The organism is Duganella paludis, from assembly GCF_054461335.1.
Genome location: NZ_CM136922.1, coordinates 514,219 through 530,854, shown reverse-complemented (window position 1 = coordinate 530,854; position 16,636 = coordinate 514,219). Strand labels below are relative to the sequence as shown.

The following is a 16,636-nucleotide window of genomic DNA, read 5'->3' as shown; positions in this document are numbered from 1 at the left end:
ACCGGAGGCAGCCATGCTAGCCAACTTTGCCGGAGTCCTGTTCGACGGCATTGCCTACGGCAGCCTGCTGTTCCTGATCAGCGTCGGCCTGTCGGTCACGATGGGCATGATGAACTTCATCAACCTGGCGCACGGCGCCTTCGCCATGCTGGGCGGTTATGTCAGCGTGACGCTGTTGTCGCGCTTCGGCGTGCCGTTCCTGGCCTCGCTGCCGCTGGCCTTCATCGCTTCGGCGCTGGTCGGCCTGGTGCTGGAGCGCCTGCTGTACCGCCGCCTGTACAAGGCGCCGCACCTGGACCAGGTGCTGTTCTCGATCGGCCTGACCTTCATGTCGGTGGCCGCCGCGACGTATTTCTACGGTCCGACCCAGCAGCCGGTGCTGCTGCCGGAGTGGCTGCGCGGCCAGATCTCGCTGCTGGGCCTCGACGTCGGCGCCTACCGCGTGTTCCTGATCGGCGTGGTGGTGCTGGTGACGGTGGCCCTGGGCCTGCTGATCGAACGCACCCGCTTCGGCGCGCAGATCCGCGCCTCGGTCGACAACCAGACCGCCGCTGCGGGTCTGGGCGTCAACGTCAGCCTGGTGTTCAGCCTGACCTTCGCGCTGGGCTCCGGCCTGGCGGGTCTGGGCGGCGGCCTCGGTATCGACGTGCTGGGCCTCGACCCGACCTTCCCGGTCAAGTACATGGTCTACTTCCTGCTGGTGGTGGCGGTGGGCGGTGCGGGCACCATCAAGGGGCCGCTGCTGGCGGCCATCATCCTCGGCGTGTTCGACGTCGCCGGTAAATACTATGTGCCGGAAATCGGCGCCTTCGTGATCTACGCGCTGATGGTGGTGCTGCTGATCCTGTTCCCTGCTGGCCTGATGCGGAGGAAAGCATGAACGCTTTTGTCGAGAATGAAACCAAGCCTGTCGCCCAAGTGGCGCGCGTGCTGCCCAAGCCGAAGCTGCCGAACGACCGTTGGCAGCCGCTGGAAATCGTGTTTTGGCTGCTGCCGATCGCAGCGTACTTCGCTTTCCCCGGTTACCTGGTGCTGATCAGCCAGATCATGATCGTCGGCCTGTTCGCGGTGTCGCTCGATCTGATCCTCGGTTATGCGGGCATCGTTTCGCTGGGCCACGCCGCCTTCTTCGGGCTGGGCGCCTACACCGCCGGCCTGCTGGCCGTGCATGGCTGGGGCGAGCCGCTGAGCGGCCTGCTGGCGGCCGGCGTGGTGGCCGGCGTGTGCGGCCTGCTGACCGGCTTCCTGGTGGTGCGCGGTCAGGACCTGACGCGCTTGATGGTCACGCTGGGCATCGGCCTGATGCTGTTTGAAGCGGCCAACAAGGCCGCCTTCATCACCGGCGGCGTGGACGGCTTGTCCGGCATGATGGTCGGTAAACTGTTCGGCGTGTTCGAGTTCGACCTGAATGGCAACGTCGCCTTCTGGTACAGCTTTGCCGTACTGCTGCTGGTGTTCGTGGTGCTGCGCCGGGTGGTCAAGTCGCCGTTCGGCTTGAGCCTGATCGGCATCCGCGAAGGCGTGCGCCGCATGCCGTCGCTGGGCGTGAACGTCAATCGCCGCCTGGTGGCCATCTTCACGGTGGGCGCGGCGGTGGCCGGCGTGGCCGGTGCGCTGCTGGCGCAGACCACGCAATTCGTCGGCCTCGATTCGCTGGGCTTCCCGCGTTCGGCGGAGCTGGTGATCATCCTGGTGCTGGGCGGGACCGGGCGTTTGTACGGAGGCCTGATCGGCGCGGCGGTGTTCATGCTGGCGCAGGATTACATCGCCGGCCTGAATCCGGCCTACTGGCAGTTCTATATCGGCCTGCTGCTGGTGTTGATCGTGCTGTTCGCGCGCGGCGGCATCATGGGCGGCATGGAACGACTGTACCGAATGGTGAAACCTGAAAGCAAGGAGCAGCCATGAGCCGCGACATCACATTACGGACCGAAGGCCTGAGCAAGCGCTGGGGCGCTTTCGTGGCCAACAGCGACGTTTCGCTGACCTTCCAGCCGGGCGCGCGCCATGCGCTGATTGGCCCCAACGGCGCCGGCAAGACCACCTTCATCAATCTGCTGACGGGCGCTTTCAGCCCGAGCAGCGGCAAGGTGTACCTGGGCGGCGAGGACATCACGCACCTGCCGCAGCATGAGCGGGTCCACAGCGGCATGACGCGCACCTTCCAGCTCAACACCCTGTTCGCGGGCATGACGGTGCTGGAATCGGTGGCGTTGGCCATCAGCGAGCGGCGCGGCCTGCAGCACGTCTGGTGGAAAACGGTGGAGAACCATCCGGAAGTCATCGAGGAAGCGCTGGAGTTGCTGGCGACGCTGAAGCTCAGCGACCAGGCCAACAGCATCACGCGCAGCATGGCTTACGGCAAGCAGCGCCTGGTGGAGATTGCGCTGGCGCTGGCGACCAAGCCGCGCATCCTGCTGCTGGATGAACCGGCGGCCGGCATTCCGCAGGCCGAGAGCAAGGAGCTGTTCGAAGTGCTGACGCAGCTGCCGCGCGACGTGACGGTGCTGTTCATCGAACACGATATGAGCCTGGTGTTCCGTTTCGCCGACCGCATCACGGTGCTGGTGGGCGGCAAGGTGCTGACCGAGGGCACGCCGGCGGAAATCGCCGCCGACCCGCGCGTCAAGGAAGTTTATCTGGGGGAGTCGGAACATGACTGAGCTGCTGGTATTGGATAAGGTCACCGCCGGCTATGGCGAATCGATCGTGCTGGAAGAAGTGTCGTTCACGCTGAAGGAGGGCGACTCGCTGGCGCTGCTGGGCCGTAACGGCGTCGGCAAAACCAGTTTGCTGGTGACGCTGATGGGCCTTACGCGCCTGCACGGCGGCGGCATCCGCTGGGCCGGCGGCGACATCTCGCGCATGTCCACGCACAAGCGTTCGCGCGCGGGGCTGGGCTGGGTGCCGCAGGAGCGGCACATGTTCCCGTCGCTGACGGTGGAGGAGCACTTGACCGTGGTGGCGCGTCCCGGGCCGTGGAATCTGCAGAAGGTGTACCAGATCTTCCCGCGCCTGTTCGAGCGCCGCAACAACATGGGCAATCAATTGTCGGGCGGCGAGCAGCAGATGGTGGCGATCGCGCGCGCGCTGATGACCAACCCGCGCATCCTGCTGCTGGACGAACCGATGGAGGGTCTGGCGCCGATCATCGTGCAGGAGCTGGTGCGGGTGATCCGCAAGCTGGTGCAGGAAGAGGGCATGTCGGTGATCGTGGTGGAACAGCACGCGCGCCTGGCCTTATCGCTGACCCAGCGCGCGATAGTGCTGGACCGCGGCCGCATCGTCCACGACTCCGATAGCGCCAGCCTGCTGGCCGACGGCGACAAACTCGACAAGCTGGTCGCCGTCGCCTGATAAACCGGGGTCAGTTCTGCCAATCGGACACGAGCCCAACCGTAGCGCATGCTACGGTTGGGCTCGTGTCCGATTGGCAGAACTGACCCCGGGTTTTGACCCCGGGTTTTATTTGCGGGTGTAGATGCCGACGCCAACGAAATATTTGTCGTCGGCTTTTTTCACATACGAGGACTTCGGTTCCAGCGCCTTGCTTACCGGGTTGACCCACACATAATCCACCCACCCGGTCTTGCCCGACATGGCCAGGTCGCGCATGTCTTTCGAGAAGTATTTGCCGTTGGCGTCGCGCAGCTGCATCATGTCCTTGTTGTTTAACTTGGCGTTGGTGCCGTGGCATTTCATCATGACGTTGGCGTCGTGGACGAATACATACAGCTCGCCTTCGATGTATCCGGCTTTCGGATCGGCGAAGTCCTTGCACGCTTCTTCGATGCCTTTTTTCTGGATGTTCGCCACCGCTTTGTCGACCAGCGCGATCGCTTCCGCTTTGCCATTCTGCGCGAACGCCGGCAGCGCCGCCGCCAGCACCACGGCGGCCGTAAGATGAGTGAGTTTCATTGCGTCTCCTGTCTTGTTATTCCGGTTATCCGGCAAGTCCATGCTAGCGCAACAGTTGCCCCGTGGCTACCCGCCTGTGCGATCAGCGCACTGTATCGCGCGGCGCGAGCGGTGCGCGGCTTTGTTCGTTGTTTTCCTGTACCAGTTTGGTCAGCAGTTCCATGAATTGCAGCTGCTCGGCGCTGCTCAGCGGCGCCAGGATGCGACGCCGCAGCCGCTGCGCGCCGGGAATCAGCGATTCCAGCAGCTGCTCGCCGGCCGCCGTGATGGTCAGCGCGCGCTGACGGCGGTTGGTCGGGATCACCTTGCGCTCCAGCAGGCCTTTCTCCTCCAGCCGCGCGCACACCGTGGCGCCGGTCGAGGTGTCGATGCCGCTCAGCGCCGACAGCGAGACCTGGTCGACGCCCGGCTGCGCGGCCAGGTTGCGCAGCATGGCGTACTGCACCGGCGTGAGCTCCGATCCCATTTCGTCGTAAAAAATCGACACCGAGATTTGCTGCGCGCGGCGCAGCAAGTGGCCCGGGTGTTCGTAGAGGTTGATGAGCTTGCTTTCGGTTTCTGGCATGGTGGTCTCGGTTGTGCGGTGCCGCATCTAAAGTGGTTTACTTCGCGTCGGTACTGTACTACATTCAGTGTACTGAATATTAAAGCACAAGGAGACAAAAATGTTCCCCAAGAACACCTGGTATGTGGCCTGTACGCCGGACGAGATCGACGGCAAGCCGCTGGGCCGCACCATCTGCGGCGAGAAGATCGTGTTTTACCGCGCCGCCGAGGGCAAGGTGGCGGCGGTGGAGGATTTCTGCCCGCATCGCGGCGCACCGTTGTCGCTGGGCTTTGTGCGCGACGGTCAGCTGGTGTGCGGCTATCACGGCCTGGAGATGGGCTGCGATGGAAAGGTGGTGGCGATGCCGGGCCAGCGCGTGCGCGGCTTCCCGTGCATCCGCAGCTATCCAGTCGAGGAGCGCTATGGCTTTATCTGGGTCTGGACCGGCGACAAGGAGAAGGCCGATCCGGCGCTGATCCATCACCTGGAATGGGCCGACAATCCGGAATGGGCGTATGGCGGCGGCCTGTATCACATCAACTGCGAGTACCGCCTGATGATCGATAACCTGATGGACCTGACGCACGAGACCTATGTGCATGCGTCGAGCATCGGCCAGAAGGAGATCGACGAGGCGCCCGTGCATACGCGTGTGGAGGGCGAGCAGGTGGTCACCAGCCGTCATATGGAGAACATCATGGCGCCGCCGTTCTGGCGCGCGGCCTTGCGCGGCAATGGGCTGGCCGATGATGTGCCGGTCGATCGCTGGCAGATCTGCCGCTTTTCGCCGCCCAGCCATGTGATGATCGAGGTCGGCGTGGCGCATGCGGGCAAGGGCGGTTACGATGCGGCGCCGGAGCACAAGGCGTCCAGCATCGTGGTGGATTTCATTACGCCGGAGACCGAGACCTCGCACTGGTATTTCTGGGGCATGGCGCGCAATTTCAAGCCGCAGGATCAGGCGCTGACCGATACCATACGCGAAGGGCAGGGCAAGATCTTCAGCGAAGATCGCGAGATGCTGGAGCTGCAGCAGCAGAACATTCTGCGTCATCCGGAGCGCAAGCTGCTGATGCTGAATATCGACGCCGGCGGCGTGCAGTCGCGCCGCGTGCTGGACCAGTGGCTGCTGAAGGAGCAGGCGCCGGCACAGGAGGTGCAGCCATGAGCGCCGCCGGCATGAGTGCGGCCGGCATGGAGGCTGGCTTGCTGTCGGTGCGCGTCGAGCGGCGCGCGGACGAGGCGGAGGGCATCTGCAGCTTCGAGCTGGTAAGCGCCGACGGCGCAGCGCTGCCGGCCTTCACCGCCGGCGCCCACATCGACGTCCACGTGGCGCCCGGCCTGGTGCGCCAATACTCGCTGTGCAATCCGCCGCACGAAACGCACCGCTACCTGATCGGCGTTCTGCGCGACCCAGCTTCGCGCGGCGGCTCGCAGGCCATGCACGAGCAGATCCGTGCCGGCGCGACACTGACCATCAGCGCCCCGCGCAACCATTTCCCGCTGGTGGCCGCGCCACGCAGCGTGCTGCTGGCCGGCGGCATCGGCGTGACGCCGCTGCTGGCGATGGCGGAAACGCTGTCGGCGACAGGCGCGCAATTCGAGATGCACTACTGCACCCGCTCGCCCGAACGCACCGCCTTCCGCGAGCGCATCGAAGGCGCGCCGTTCGCCGCGCAAGTGAGCTTCCACCACGACAGCGTGCAAGCGCTCGACCTGCCGGCGCTGCTGGCCCGCCTGCGGCAGCAGGAGCCCGGCACGCACATTTATTTCTGCGGGCCGGAAGGCTTTATCAACCACGTCAAGGCCAGCGCCGCAGCATTGGGCTGGCCGGAGCATCAGCTGCACCTTGAATACTTCGGCGCAGCCGCCGCCACCGCGCCGGCCGCCGGCGACCAGCCGTTCGACGTCAAGCTGGCCTCCAGCGGCGCGTGCTACACGGTGCCGGTCGGCGCCACGGTGCTGCAGGTGCTGAGCGCGGCCGGCGTGTTCGTGCCGGCGTCCTGCGAGCAGGGCGTCTGCGGCACCTGCCTGACGCGCGTATTGGACGGCGTGCCGGACCACCGCGACCTGTATCTCACCGAGGCCGAACAAGCGGCCAACGATATTTTCACCCCTTGCTGTTCGCGTTCCAGAAGCGCCACGCTGCTGCTGGATTTATAAAAAGAGAAGAGGAGACACCATGAAAGAAAATATCAACAGCCAGCGCCGCCACATCCTGCTGGGCGCCGCCGCCTTGTCGGCCGGCGTGCTGCCGGCCATTGTTCCGGGCGTGGCCGCCGCCGCTGCGGCCGAGCCGATCAAGGTTGGCCTGATCCTGCCGATGTCCGGTCCATTCGCTTCCACCGGCCGCCAGATCGAGGCGGCCGTCAAGCTGTACACGCAGCAGTACGGCGCTGTCGCCGGTGGCCGTCCGGTCGAGATCCTGCTGAAGGACGACGGCGGCGTTTCGCCCGACGTCACCAAGCGCCTGGCGCAGGAGCTGGTCTCGCGTGACAAGGTGCAGGTGCTGGCCGGCTTCGGCCTGACGCCGCTGGCCTTCGCCGCCGCGCCGGTGGCCACGCAGGCCAAGGTGCCGATGATCGTGATGGCCGCCGCCACCTCGGTGATTCCGCAGCGCTCGCCCTACATCGTGCGCACCGGCTTCACGCTGGCCCAGGTGACGGCGCCGATGGCGCAATGGGCCGGCAAGAACAAGATCAAGACGGTGGTGACCTTCGTCAGCGACTACGGCCCCGGCCTGGATGCCGAGAAGGTGTTCGTCAAGGGCTTCACCGAGGGCGGCGGCAAGGTGGTGGACAGCCTGCGCGCGCCGCTGCGCAATCCGGACTATGCGCCGTTCCTGGCGCGTGTGAAGGATTTGAAGCCGGACGCGCTGTTCGTGTTCGTGCCGTCCGGCGAGGGCGCTGCGGTGCTCAAGCAGTTCACCGATCGCGGCCTGGCCGCCGCCGGCGTGCGCCTGATCTGCACCGGCGATGTGCTGGACGACGACCTGATGGCCAGCATCGGCCCGGCGGCTGCGGGTGTGGTCAGCAGCCATCACTATTCGGCGGCGCATCCGTCGGCGGAGAACAAGGCCTACGTCGACGCCTTCGGCAAGGCCAACAAGGGCATGCGCCCCAACTTCCATTCGGTCGGCGCCTACGATGGCATGCACCTGCTGTACCAGGCGCTCAAGCACACCGCCGGCGACAGCAGCGGCGACAAGCTGCTGGCTGCGATGAAGGGCATGGCGTGGAACAGTGTGCGCGGCCCGGTGAGCATCGACGCCGCCACGCGCGACATCGTGCAGACCGTGTACATCCGCAAGGCGGAAGCCATCGGCGGCGCATGGTTCAACGTGGAGTTCGACCAGGTGGAGAAGGTGCGCGATCCCGGCGTGTAGTCGGTATTGGCGTGTGGTGGAATACATACGTAAGAATCGCGCCACGCCTGTGTGGCGCGATTTTTTTTAGCGCTCAACAAAGAATCCATTTGAAGTTAACTATCTAGTTAGTGTAATGTCTGTTCAGGATCAAAAAAATAACATCAACTGACGGAGACAACAGAATGAAACAGTATCGCAAAGGCGCTTGGCGCGACTTCGCCCTGAAGAGCAGCGTGCTCGGTTTTAGCGTGGTGGTGGGCGCCCAGGCGCAGACCACGGCGGAGGCGCCACCGACCGCGCCGCCTGTGGCGGCCGCCGAAGAAGCGCCGAAGATGGAGTCGGTGGTCATCACCGGTTCGCGCATCGCCACCCGCAACTACACTTCGCCCAGCCCCATCGTCGCCACCGGCAAGGAGGTGCTGCAGGAAAGCGGCAACGTCACGCTGGAGGCGACGCTGAACCAGCTGCCGCAGTTCACGCCGTCCGGCACCGCCGCCACCGGCGGCCAGGGCACCGGCGCGCGCGCCACGCTGGACTTGCGCGGCCTGGGCGACAACCGCAACCTGGTGCTGCTCGACGGCCGCCGCCTGCCGCTGGCCAGCGCCTTCGGCCAGGTCGACATCAACACCGTGCCGCAGGCCGTCATCGACGGCATCGAGACCATCAGCGGCGGCGCTTCCGCCGTCTACGGCTCGGACGCGATGTCGGGCGTGATCAACTTCAAGTCGCTGCGCAAGATGAAGGGCGTCGTGTTCGATGTCCAGTACGGCAATTCGCAGAAGAACGACCTGCGCAAGGTCAGCCCGTCGCTGACGGTCGGCACCGAGTTCGATGAGGGCAAGGGCTTCTCGCTGTTCTCGGTCAGCTACGACGATCGCGAAAGCCTGCCGGGCAAGGCTCGGCCGTTCTTCAAGCTCGGCGTGCCGTCCAGCTATCTGGGCACCAGCACCTATCTGCCGGCCGCCAACAACCTGCCGACCCAGGCCGCCGTCAACAGCGTGTTCTCCAAGTACGGCGTGACGGCCACCGTCCCGCGCACCAATAACCTGGGCTTCAACGACAACGGCACCTTGTTCAGCCAGACCGGCGCCGTCAACTACCTGGGCGCGACCAGCGGCCCGTACGCCCTCGTCGGCGGTAATGTGCGCATGCCGGTGCTGATCCAGAATGATTTGCTCAACGGCCTGCGCCGCGAGAGCCTGTTCGAGAAGCTGGACTATCGCTTCATGCCGGAGCTGACCGGCTACGCCCAGTTCCTGCATACGCGCTCGGTGGCGCACACCAATTCCGGCGGCACGCTGACCCAGTTCGGGCAGGGCGCCAATACGCTGGTGCCGCTGTCGAATCCCTTCGTGCCGGCCGACCTGAAAACCATCCTGGCCTCGCGCCCGGACGCCGCCGCGCCCTTCCTGTGGAATACCCGCTTCGTCGGCGTGCCGAACAAGCAGTGGGACGAGGCTTACACGGTCGACCAAATCATCGTCGGCGCGCGCGGCGAGCTGCCGTTCCGCGATTGGAGCTGGGACGCCTACGTGTCGGCCGACCGCACGGTGCACGACCAGACCCAGTACAACGCAGTGCTGACTTCGCGCGTGCAGGAGCTGCTCAACGCGCCCGATGGCGGCAAGACGTTGTGCGCCGGCGGCTTTAATCCCTTCGGCGACGCCAATTCGCGCTCGCTGTCGGACGCCTGCCGCAACTACATTTCGACCAATGCGCTGAGCCGCGAGACGCTGTCGCAGCGCATCGCCGAGGCCAGCCTGCAAGGCACGCTGGTGACGCTGCCGGCCGGCGACATGCAGTTCTCGGCCTCAGCCAACTACCGCAAGAACACCTACGATTATGTGCCCGATTCGCAGCTGGCGGCGCAGAACATCGAGGCGGTGATCGCCTCGCAGCGCTCGTCGGGCCGGACCTCGGTGAAGGAGGTGGCGCTGGAGCTGCGCATTCCGCTGCTGGCCGATGCGCCGTTCGCCAAGTCGCTGGGCATCACGCCGGGCTACCGCCGCTCCAACTACGACACCGGCGTCAACGCCGGCACCTACAAGGTGGAGCTGGAGTGGACGCCGGTGAAGAACTGGCTGGTGCGCGGCGGCCTGCAGCACGCCATCCGCGCGCCGAACATCGGCGAGCTGTATAGCGCCGCCAGCGGCAACCAGGTGCAGTTCGGCAGCCCGCCGAACGGCGGCGAGCCGTGCGACGTGCGCACCGCCGCCCGTGCCGGCGCCAACGCGGCCCAGCTGCGCGCGCTGTGCATCGCCACCGGCGTGCCGTCCAATGTGGTCGATACCTACACCTTCCCGACCGTGGCCACTTCCACCGTCTCTTCCGGCAACGCCAACCTGCGTCCGGAAGTGGCGGACACCCGCACCCTGGGCCTGGTGTTCACGCCGCAGCTGCCTTGGCCGCTGTTCTCGCAGCTGAGCGGTTCGGTCGACTACTACACCATCAAGATCAAGGACACGATTTCGGCGGTGCCGGCGGCGTCCGCGCTCAACAAGTGCTACAACCTCGATGGCTCGAATCCAAGCTACTCGGCGGCCAACGCCTTCTGCCAGCTGATCTCGCGCGACGCCAACGGCTTGCTGACGCAGGTGTCGGCGCCGTACCTGAACCTCGGCTTGCTGAAGACGTCCGGCGTCGACCTGCAGCTGGATTGGCGCTTCCCGCTGTCGGCCGTCGGCCTGTCCCCGGACGCCGGCAACTTCAACATCAACACCGCTGTCAGCTTCACCAACAGCTATCAGTCGCAGGCGCTGCCGGGCGACGCCATCAAGGAGTTCAAGGGCACGGTGGATACCGTGATCCGTCCGGCGTGGCAGTCGACCGTGACCTTCCGCTATGACCTGGGCGCGTTCTCGACCAATCTGCGCTGGCGCCATATCCCGGCGATGGACGACGTCACCACCGTCACCCGTCCCGCCAGCCCGACCGCCGGCGTGGCCAAGTACGACATCTTCGACTTGGGCCTGCGCTATACGCTCAATAAGAACGTGACGCTGCGCGCCGGTATCAACAACCTGTTCAACCGCGATCCGGCCTACGTGCCGGGCAACCAGAACCTGACGCTGGCGTCGACCTACGACATCATCGGCCGCTCGTATTACCTCGGCCTGCGCACCAAGTTCTGACCATGGGAGAGACGATGAAACTATCCAGACTGGCGGCCTTGCTGGCCGCCTGCACGCTGCTGCCGGCCATGGCGCAGTCGACGCCGAGCCGGCAAATTACGGTGGACGCCAGCGGCACGGCGCATGTGCGCGAGGCGGAGATCGGGCTGTCCAACATCCTGAGTCCCGAGTCGCAGGCCATCATCCGGCGCAGCCGGCCGACCGAGGGGCCGGGCGCGGCGCGGCCGCCGGAGACTACCGACATGGCGGCGCTGCGCCAGGCCATGAATGCCACGCTGGCGCCGAATGTGGCGCACATGCGCGAGGTGTTCCCGGTGGACGTGGAGGAGACCACCATCGACGGCATTTCGGTCGCCATCGTCACGCCCAAGGGCGGCGTGCCGGAGGCGAACCGCAACCGCGTGATGATCAACGCGCCCGGCGGCGGCTTCCGTACCGGCATCCGCGCCAACGGCCTGCTGATCAGCATTCCGGTGGCGGCGGTGGGGCGCTTCAAGGTGATCTCGCTGCTGTACCGCCAGGGGCCGGAGTACCGCTTCCCAGCCGCCACCGAGGATTTCACCAAGGTGTATCAGGCCGTGCTGAAGGACTACAAGCCGGCCAACGTCGGCCTGGTGGGCTGCTCGGCCGGCGGCGCGCTGGTGGCGCAGAGCGTGGCTTCGTTCCAGAAGGCCGGCCTGCCGGCGCCCGGTGTGATCGGCGTGTACTGCGCCGGTCTGGGCGCGCGCTTCATGGAGGGCGATTCGGCGGTGTTCGCGGGATTGGCGACGGGCGCGAATATCGCCATGCCGCCGGGACCGGGATACCTGGACAACGTCAGCCTGGAAGATCCGGCGGTAACGCCGGCCAACGACCTGGCGGCGCTGGCCAAGTTCCCGCCGACGATTTTCGCCACCGGCACGCGCGACTTCGCCATGAGTTCCGCCGCCTACGGGCACCGGCGCCTGCTCAAGGCGGGCGTGGCGTCGGAGCTGCTGATCTACGATGGCCTGGGGCACGGCTTCATGACCAATCCGGACTATCCGGAGGCGCGCGACCTGTACGAGATCGCGGCGAAGTTCTACGACAGGTATCTGGGCCGATGAGGCGTGGCACGCGGGTGCGCTTCGGTTAGAATAATGGCATGAAAGCTAAAACCATCGCACCCGCAGCCGCTGTCGCAAAAAAACCGGCGCCACGCAAGAAGGCCGCTCCTGCTCCGGCAGCGGCCGAGGAGGACGGCACCCGCACCCGCATCCTCAACGTCGCCATCCAGGAGTTTTCGCGCCTGGGCCTGAGCGGCGCGCGCATCGACGAGATCGCGGCGGAGACGGGCTCCAACAAGGGCATGATCTACTACTACTTCGGCAACAAGGAAGGTTTGTACGTGGCGGCGCTGGAGGAGAGTTATACGCGCTTCCGCCAGATCGAGCACGGCTTCCACCTGGACCAGCTGCCGCCGGTGCCGGCGCTGCGCGCGCTGGTCGGCTCGACCTTCGACTACCACGCCCAGCACCCGGAGTTCATCCGCATGGTGATGACCGAGAACATCCACAACGGTGAATACATCCGCAAGATCCCCACGCTCAGGGCCATCAACAAGCCGGCCATCGGCCTGCTCGAAGGCCTGTGTGCGCGCGGCGTGGCCGAGGGCGTGTTCCGCCCGGACGTCGATCCGGTCGACCTGCACATGTCGATCAGCGCGCTGTCGTTCTACAACGTCTCCAACCAGCATACCTTCAGCTTCATTTTCGGCCGCGACCTCAAGGCGGCCGAGGTCCACGCCAAGCGCCGCGAGGCGGTGGTGGACATGATCCTGCGCTACGTGCGCGCTTCCTGAACAGATGTCGCAAAACAGCCGAAATCCGGTTGTTTTTCGCTTGATATTAACTAACTGGTTAGTGTAGTATCGATTCAATACTTAAAAGATTGAACGGAACCACTATGTCGCTTACCGCACCATGCCGTATTTTGCTGGGCCTGATCGGCGCCGGCATCGGCCGCTCGCTGACGCCGGCCATGCACGAGCGCGAAGCCGCCGCCCATGGCATGCACTGCCTGTACCAGCTGCTGGACCTGGACCGCCTGGGCCTGACCGTGGAGCAGCTGCCGGAATTGCTGGACGCGGCCGAGTTGCTGGGCTTTTCGGGAGTGAACGTCACTTATCCGGCCAAGCAGCACATCATCCCGCTGCTCGACAGCCTGTGCGACGACGCGCGCGCCATCGGCGCCGTCAACACCGTGGTGTTCAAGGATGGCCAGCGCATCGGCTACAACACCGACTGGTGGGGCTTCGCCGAAAGCTTCAAGGCCAGCCTGCCGGATGTGGCCATGGGCGAGGTGGTGCAGCTGGGCGCCGGCGGCGCCGGTGCGGCCACCGCGCACGCGGCGTTGATGATGGGCACGCACACGCTGCGCCTGGTCGACGCCGACGCCGGCCGCGCCGAGCAACTGGCGCAGTCGCTGTGCGCCCGCTTCGGCGCGGGCCGCGCCGTCGCCTGCACCGAGCTGGAAGCGGCGATGCGCGTGGCCGATGGCCTGATCCACGCCACCCCGACCGGCATGGCCAAGCATCCGGGCCTGCCGCTACCGGCCGAGCTGCTGCGGCCGGGACAGTGGGTGTCCGAGATCGTCTACTTCCCGCTGCAGACGGCGCTGCTGCAGGCGGCGCAGGCCAAGGGCTGCCGCACCATGACCGGCGGCGGCATGGCCGTGTTCCAGGCCGTGAAGGCGTTCGAACTGTTCACCGGCGTGCGGCCCGATGCGGCGCGCATGCAACTGCACTTCAAGGAGCTGCAAGCGCTATGAAAACCCAGGAAAACAATCCACTGCCGAGCAATCCGCTCGGCCTCGATGGCATCGAATTTGTCGAATACGCGACCTCGGAGCCGCTGGCGCTGGGCGCGGTGCTGGAGACCATGGGCTTCGTGCAGGTCGGCCGCCATCGCTCGCGCGAGGTGGTGCTGTACCGGCAGGGCGGCATGAACGTGGTGGTCAACGCCGATCCGGTGGCGTGGGCGGTGGCCGATGCGGAGCGCGGCTCGACCACCTTGTCGGCGATCGCCTTCCGCGTGCGCGATGCCGGCGCCGCCTACCAGCACGCGCTGGCGCGCGGCGCCTGGGCGATTCCGACCCGCGCCGGCGCCATGGAATTGAACATCCCCGGCGTGCATGGCGCCGGCGACTCGGTGCTGTACTTCGTCGACCGCTACCAGGATTTTTCGATCTACGACGTCGACTTCAAGATCAGCGACCAGCCGCTGCCCAAGCCGGTGGTGGCGGACATGGCCTTCTTCGGCGTGGTGCAGGCGATCCGCCGCGACCGCACGGCCGAGTGGATCGACTTCTATCAGCACCTGATGAGCTTCCGCGTGGTGCCGCAAGGCGTGGTGCAGGGCGTGCTGCCCACCGGGACCCTGCTGGAAAGCCCGTGCAAGCGCTTTTACCTGCAGCTGATCGAACCGCCGGCCGGCAGCGACGATGGCCACTGGGACGAGGAGTTGATCCGCGTCGGCTTCGGCACGCGCGACGTGATGGCGGCGGTGCGCACCTTGCAGGCGCGCGGCGTCACCTTTGTCGACAGCGCGCCGGTGTCGCCGTGCGCGAAGGGCGCGTTGACCCAGCTGTTCAAGGGCAGCGTCAGTTTTGAACTGGTGCACAGCGAGGGCGTATGAACCTGACCAACTTCGGCATGGACACCATCACGCTGGCCGGCACCCTGGAGATGAAGCTGGAAGCGTCGCGCAGCGCCGGCTTTTCGCAGCTGATGTTGTGGGCCAAGGACCTGGTGAACTATCCGGGCGGGCTCGATGCGGCGGTGAAGCTGGTGCGCGCGAGCGGCGTGCGCGTCACCGGCATCCAGGTGATGCGCGACTTCGAGGGCTTGAGCGGCACGCTGCACGAGTACAAGATCGACATCGCCAAGAGCATGCTGCGGATCTGCCAGGCGGTGGGCTCGCCCTTGTTGATGGTGTGCTCGTCGACCTCCAAGCACGCCAGCGGAGACCTGGACAAGATCGCGCGCGACCTCGCCAAGCTGGCCACGCTGGCCGTGCCGCTGGGCGTGCGCGTGGGCTTCGAGGCGCTGTCCTGGGGCCGCAATGTGAGCGAGTACGAGGTGGCGTGGGAGGCGGTGGAGCGCGCCGACCATGCGAATCTGGGCGTGGTGATCGACTCCTTCCACATGCTGGCCAACGGCGCTTCGTATGACACGGTGGACCTGATCCCGTGGAGCAAAATCGCCATGGTGCAGCTGTCGGACTTCATGTGGCGCGAGATCCGTTCGTCGGAAGAGCGGCTGGAGACGGCGCGCCACATGCGCGTTTTTCCGGGTGAGGGCGAGCATTCTGTGGAGTTGTCGGACCTGGTGCGCCGACTGGACCGCGCCGGCTATCGCGGCGACTACAGTTTCGAAGTCTTCAACGACGACTACCTGCAAATGGCGCCCGAACTGGTGGCACAACGCGCGCGCCGCTCGGCCAAATGGGTGACCGACCAGGTGCTGCGCCGCAGCCTGCAAATCCGCGAAGGCCACGCCGGCGCCGCTGCGGCGCTTTAACCGCCGGGGCTTTTCAACCAGTCGCGCGCGTTGTCGAGCATGATGCGTCCCCACATCCAGTAATCGTGGCCGGAGGGATAGGCGGTGAAGGTGGCGCTGCCGCCCCGCGCGACGATATCTTCCGTCAGCCGTCGCGCGGTGTGGCGGAACGCCGGTTCGAGGTCGCCGGCCGATACGTAAAAGCGTGCCGATGGCCGTGCTTCATCATGTTGCGCCGGCGGCATGCCGGGCGACATGACAAAGGCCGCGCCGAACACGCCGGGATTGCGCAGTGCCATCGACGCCGACCACACGCCGCCGTTCGAGGCGCCGCCGATCGCGCGCAGGCGCCGTTCGGGGGGAGCGCCGTACCTGGCCTCGATCGCCGGTATCACGGTATGCAGCAGGAAGCGTTCGTGCGCTAAGAATTCGGGCGCCAACGGGCCGCTCGGTGCGCCGACATAGTTCTGCATGCGGCAATCCGGCGTCTCCTGTTCCGCCAGCTCCTCGGTGCAGTAGTCCACGCCGACCACGATCAACGGCGGCAGTTCGCCACGGCGGATCGGCTCCGTCAGCCATGCACCGGGGCTGGTCCAGCCGCCATCGGCAAGGTAGAGGATAGGATAGCGCACGCCGGCGCGATAGCCGGGCGGCAGCCATACCCTGGCCGCCGGCAGCGACTGGCCGAAGCTGATGGCCTGCTCCTTGATGTCGCCGTCGCTCAGGATGGCAAACGCGTCCGGGCCAACCAGCTCGGTCGCTTGCGGGCTGATGTCCGTTTTGCCGTCGCGCGTTACGGAAAACCGCAGTTGCACGCGCGTTTGCTGGGATTTTGGGTACTGGATGATGGATTGGAACAGGCCCGGGGCCACGCGCGGCATCGGGCGCGCGAACGGGATATTCCCGGCCACCAGCACCTTGTCCGCCTCGCCCACCCACGAAATCACCAGCCTGTTGTCGCTCACCCATGCCGCCGGCCCCGCTGCGGGCAGGCGCGAGCGATCGGGCGCGTCACCCTCGATCAGGCAGGCCTCGGGATCGGCCGGGCCGGTGCATGCGGTCATGCTCTTCGAATCGGCGTGCGCGGGGGCAGCCATCAGGACGAGCAAGGCCGTTCCGGCGCTGCGGGAGAGAGCACGAGCAGACCATTTTCCAAA

At 65.9% G+C, this 16,636-nt stretch carries 16 protein-coding genes; 13 read left to right on the top strand and 3 right to left on the bottom strand.

Annotation, left to right across the window (positions count from 1 at the left end; translation table 11 throughout):
• Positions 1–13: 13 nt before the first annotated feature.
• The 4 genes from ACXZ1M_RS02335 to ACXZ1M_RS02320 are packed head-to-tail and all read left to right on the top strand — an operon-like array spanning position 14 to position 3,357.
• Entirely contained in the window at positions 14–880 is an 867-nt protein-coding gene (locus tag ACXZ1M_RS02335; RefSeq protein ID WP_459051626.1) for a branched-chain amino acid ABC transporter permease, read from the top strand.
• Positions 877–1,908 carry a branched-chain amino acid ABC transporter permease gene (locus ACXZ1M_RS02330; RefSeq protein ID WP_459051625.1) on the top strand — a complete coding sequence of 344 codons (1,032 nt, stop codon included), beginning with the start codon at positions 877–879 and terminating at the stop codon, positions 1,906–1,908. Before ACXZ1M_RS02335 ends, ACXZ1M_RS02330 begins: the two co-directional genes overlap by 4 nt.
• Complete coding sequence (locus tag ACXZ1M_RS02325) at positions 1,905–2,663, top strand: ABC transporter ATP-binding protein (RefSeq protein WP_459051624.1); 759 nt, start codon at positions 1,905–1,907, stop codon at positions 2,661–2,663. The genes ACXZ1M_RS02330 and ACXZ1M_RS02325 overlap by 4 nt, the downstream gene beginning before the upstream one ends.
• Positions 2,656–3,357, top strand: coding sequence for an ABC transporter ATP-binding protein (locus ACXZ1M_RS02320; RefSeq protein ID WP_459051623.1), 702 nt, complete (start codon positions 2,656–2,658; stop codon positions 3,355–3,357). Before ACXZ1M_RS02325 ends, ACXZ1M_RS02320 begins: the two co-directional genes overlap by 8 nt.
• 108 nt (positions 3,358–3,465) lie before the next feature.
• Here ACXZ1M_RS02320 and ACXZ1M_RS02315 read toward each other — a convergent pair whose 3' ends face one another.
• Positions 3,466–3,918, bottom strand: a complete 453-nt coding sequence (locus ACXZ1M_RS02315; protein WP_459051622.1) for a cache domain-containing protein — start codon at positions 3,916–3,918, stop codon at positions 3,466–3,468.
• An 82-nt stretch (positions 3,919–4,000) separates the two neighbouring features.
• Positions 4,001–4,483 (bottom strand): MarR family winged helix-turn-helix transcriptional regulator, encoded by a 483-nt coding sequence (locus ACXZ1M_RS02310; RefSeq protein ID WP_459051621.1) that lies wholly within the window; start codon positions 4,481–4,483, stop codon positions 4,001–4,003.
• A 100-nt stretch (positions 4,484–4,583) separates the two neighbouring features.
• Between ACXZ1M_RS02310 and ACXZ1M_RS02305 the strand changes: the two genes are divergently transcribed.
• The 9 genes from ACXZ1M_RS02305 to ACXZ1M_RS02265 all read left to right on the top strand — a co-directional run bounded on the left by ACXZ1M_RS02305 (position 4,584) and on the right by ACXZ1M_RS02265 (position 15,500).
• Positions 4,584–5,633, top strand: coding sequence for an aromatic ring-hydroxylating dioxygenase subunit alpha (locus ACXZ1M_RS02305; protein ID WP_459051620.1), 1,050 nt, complete (start codon positions 4,584–4,586; stop codon positions 5,631–5,633).
• Between the two features lie 26 nt (positions 5,634–5,659).
• Complete coding sequence (locus tag ACXZ1M_RS02300) at positions 5,660–6,628, top strand: PDR/VanB family oxidoreductase (protein ID WP_459053961.1); 969 nt, start codon at positions 5,660–5,662, stop codon at positions 6,626–6,628.
• Between the two features lie 19 nt (positions 6,629–6,647).
• Positions 6,648–7,850, top strand: a complete 1,203-nt coding sequence (locus ACXZ1M_RS02295; RefSeq protein ID WP_459051619.1) for an ABC transporter substrate-binding protein — start codon at positions 6,648–6,650, stop codon at positions 7,848–7,850.
• A gap of 164 nt (positions 7,851–8,014) precedes the next feature.
• Complete coding sequence (locus tag ACXZ1M_RS02290) at positions 8,015–10,963, top strand: TonB-dependent receptor domain-containing protein (RefSeq protein ID WP_459051618.1); 2,949 nt, start codon at positions 8,015–8,017, stop codon at positions 10,961–10,963.
• Between the two features lie 14 nt (positions 10,964–10,977).
• Positions 10,978–12,048, top strand: coding sequence for an alpha/beta hydrolase (locus ACXZ1M_RS02285; RefSeq protein ID WP_459051617.1), 1,071 nt, complete (start codon positions 10,978–10,980; stop codon positions 12,046–12,048).
• A 38-nt stretch (positions 12,049–12,086) separates the two neighbouring features.
• On the top strand, positions 12,087–12,782 hold the full coding sequence (locus ACXZ1M_RS02280; RefSeq protein WP_459051616.1) for a TetR/AcrR family transcriptional regulator: 696 nt from the start codon (positions 12,087–12,089) through the stop codon (positions 12,780–12,782).
• 104 nt (positions 12,783–12,886) lie between these two features.
• Entirely contained in the window at positions 12,887–13,750 is an 864-nt protein-coding gene (locus tag ACXZ1M_RS02275; protein WP_459051615.1) for a shikimate dehydrogenase, read from the top strand.
• A complete protein-coding gene (locus ACXZ1M_RS02270) occupies positions 13,747–14,616 on the top strand; it encodes a VOC family protein (RefSeq protein WP_459051614.1) in 870 nt (289 codons plus the stop codon). The genes ACXZ1M_RS02275 and ACXZ1M_RS02270 overlap by 4 nt, the downstream gene beginning before the upstream one ends.
• Positions 14,613–15,500, top strand: a complete 888-nt coding sequence (locus ACXZ1M_RS02265; RefSeq protein ID WP_459051613.1) for a sugar phosphate isomerase/epimerase family protein — start codon at positions 14,613–14,615, stop codon at positions 15,498–15,500. The genes ACXZ1M_RS02270 and ACXZ1M_RS02265 overlap by 4 nt, the downstream gene beginning before the upstream one ends.
• On the opposite strand, the gene ACXZ1M_RS02260 is transcribed toward ACXZ1M_RS02265, so the two are convergent.
• Entirely contained in the window at positions 15,497–16,543 is a 1,047-nt protein-coding gene (locus ACXZ1M_RS02260) for an alpha/beta hydrolase (protein WP_459051612.1), read from the bottom strand. The genes ACXZ1M_RS02265 and ACXZ1M_RS02260 overlap by 4 nt on opposite strands.
• Positions 16,544–16,636: the final 93 nt, after the last annotated feature.

Excerpts from the sequence above, each read along its gene's own strand:
- ACXZ1M_RS02300 (WP_459053961.1), top strand. The coding sequence starts at position 5,660 with ATGGAGGCTGGCTTGCTGTCGGTGCGCGTCGAGCGGCGCGCGGACGAG.
- ACXZ1M_RS02280 (WP_459051616.1), top strand. The coding sequence starts at position 12,087 with ATGAAAGCTAAAACCATCGCACCCGCAGCCGCTGTCGCAAAAAAACCG.
- ACXZ1M_RS02270 (WP_459051614.1), top strand. The coding sequence starts at position 13,747 with ATGAAAACCCAGGAAAACAATCCACTGCCGAGCAATCCGCTCGGCCTC.
- ACXZ1M_RS02320 (WP_459051623.1), top strand. The coding sequence starts at position 2,656 with ATGACTGAGCTGCTGGTATTGGATAAGGTCACCGCCGGCTATGGCGAA.
- ACXZ1M_RS02335 (WP_459051626.1), top strand. The coding sequence starts at position 14 with ATGCTAGCCAACTTTGCCGGAGTCCTGTTCGACGGCATTGCCTACGGC.
- ACXZ1M_RS02310 (WP_459051621.1), bottom strand. The coding sequence starts at position 4,483 with ATGCCAGAAACCGAAAGCAAGCTCATCAACCTCTACGAACACCCGGGC.
- ACXZ1M_RS02325 (WP_459051624.1), top strand. The coding sequence starts at position 1,905 with ATGAGCCGCGACATCACATTACGGACCGAAGGCCTGAGCAAGCGCTGG.
- ACXZ1M_RS02330 (WP_459051625.1), top strand. The coding sequence starts at position 877 with ATGAACGCTTTTGTCGAGAATGAAACCAAGCCTGTCGCCCAAGTGGCG.
- ACXZ1M_RS02305 (WP_459051620.1), top strand. The coding sequence starts at position 4,584 with ATGTTCCCCAAGAACACCTGGTATGTGGCCTGTACGCCGGACGAGATC.
- ACXZ1M_RS02285 (WP_459051617.1), top strand. The coding sequence starts at position 10,978 with ATGAAACTATCCAGACTGGCGGCCTTGCTGGCCGCCTGCACGCTGCTG.
- ACXZ1M_RS02275 (WP_459051615.1), top strand. The coding sequence starts at position 12,887 with ATGTCGCTTACCGCACCATGCCGTATTTTGCTGGGCCTGATCGGCGCC.
- ACXZ1M_RS02315 (WP_459051622.1), bottom strand. The coding sequence starts at position 3,918 with ATGAAACTCACTCATCTTACGGCCGCCGTGGTGCTGGCGGCGGCGCTG.
- ACXZ1M_RS02290 (WP_459051618.1), top strand. The coding sequence starts at position 8,015 with ATGAAACAGTATCGCAAAGGCGCTTGGCGCGACTTCGCCCTGAAGAGC.
- ACXZ1M_RS02295 (WP_459051619.1), top strand. The coding sequence starts at position 6,648 with ATGAAAGAAAATATCAACAGCCAGCGCCGCCACATCCTGCTGGGCGCC.
- ACXZ1M_RS02260 (WP_459051612.1), bottom strand. The coding sequence starts at position 16,543 with ATGACCGCATGCACCGGCCCGGCCGATCCCGAGGCCTGCCTGATCGAG.
- ACXZ1M_RS02265 (WP_459051613.1), top strand. The coding sequence starts at position 14,613 with ATGAACCTGACCAACTTCGGCATGGACACCATCACGCTGGCCGGCACC.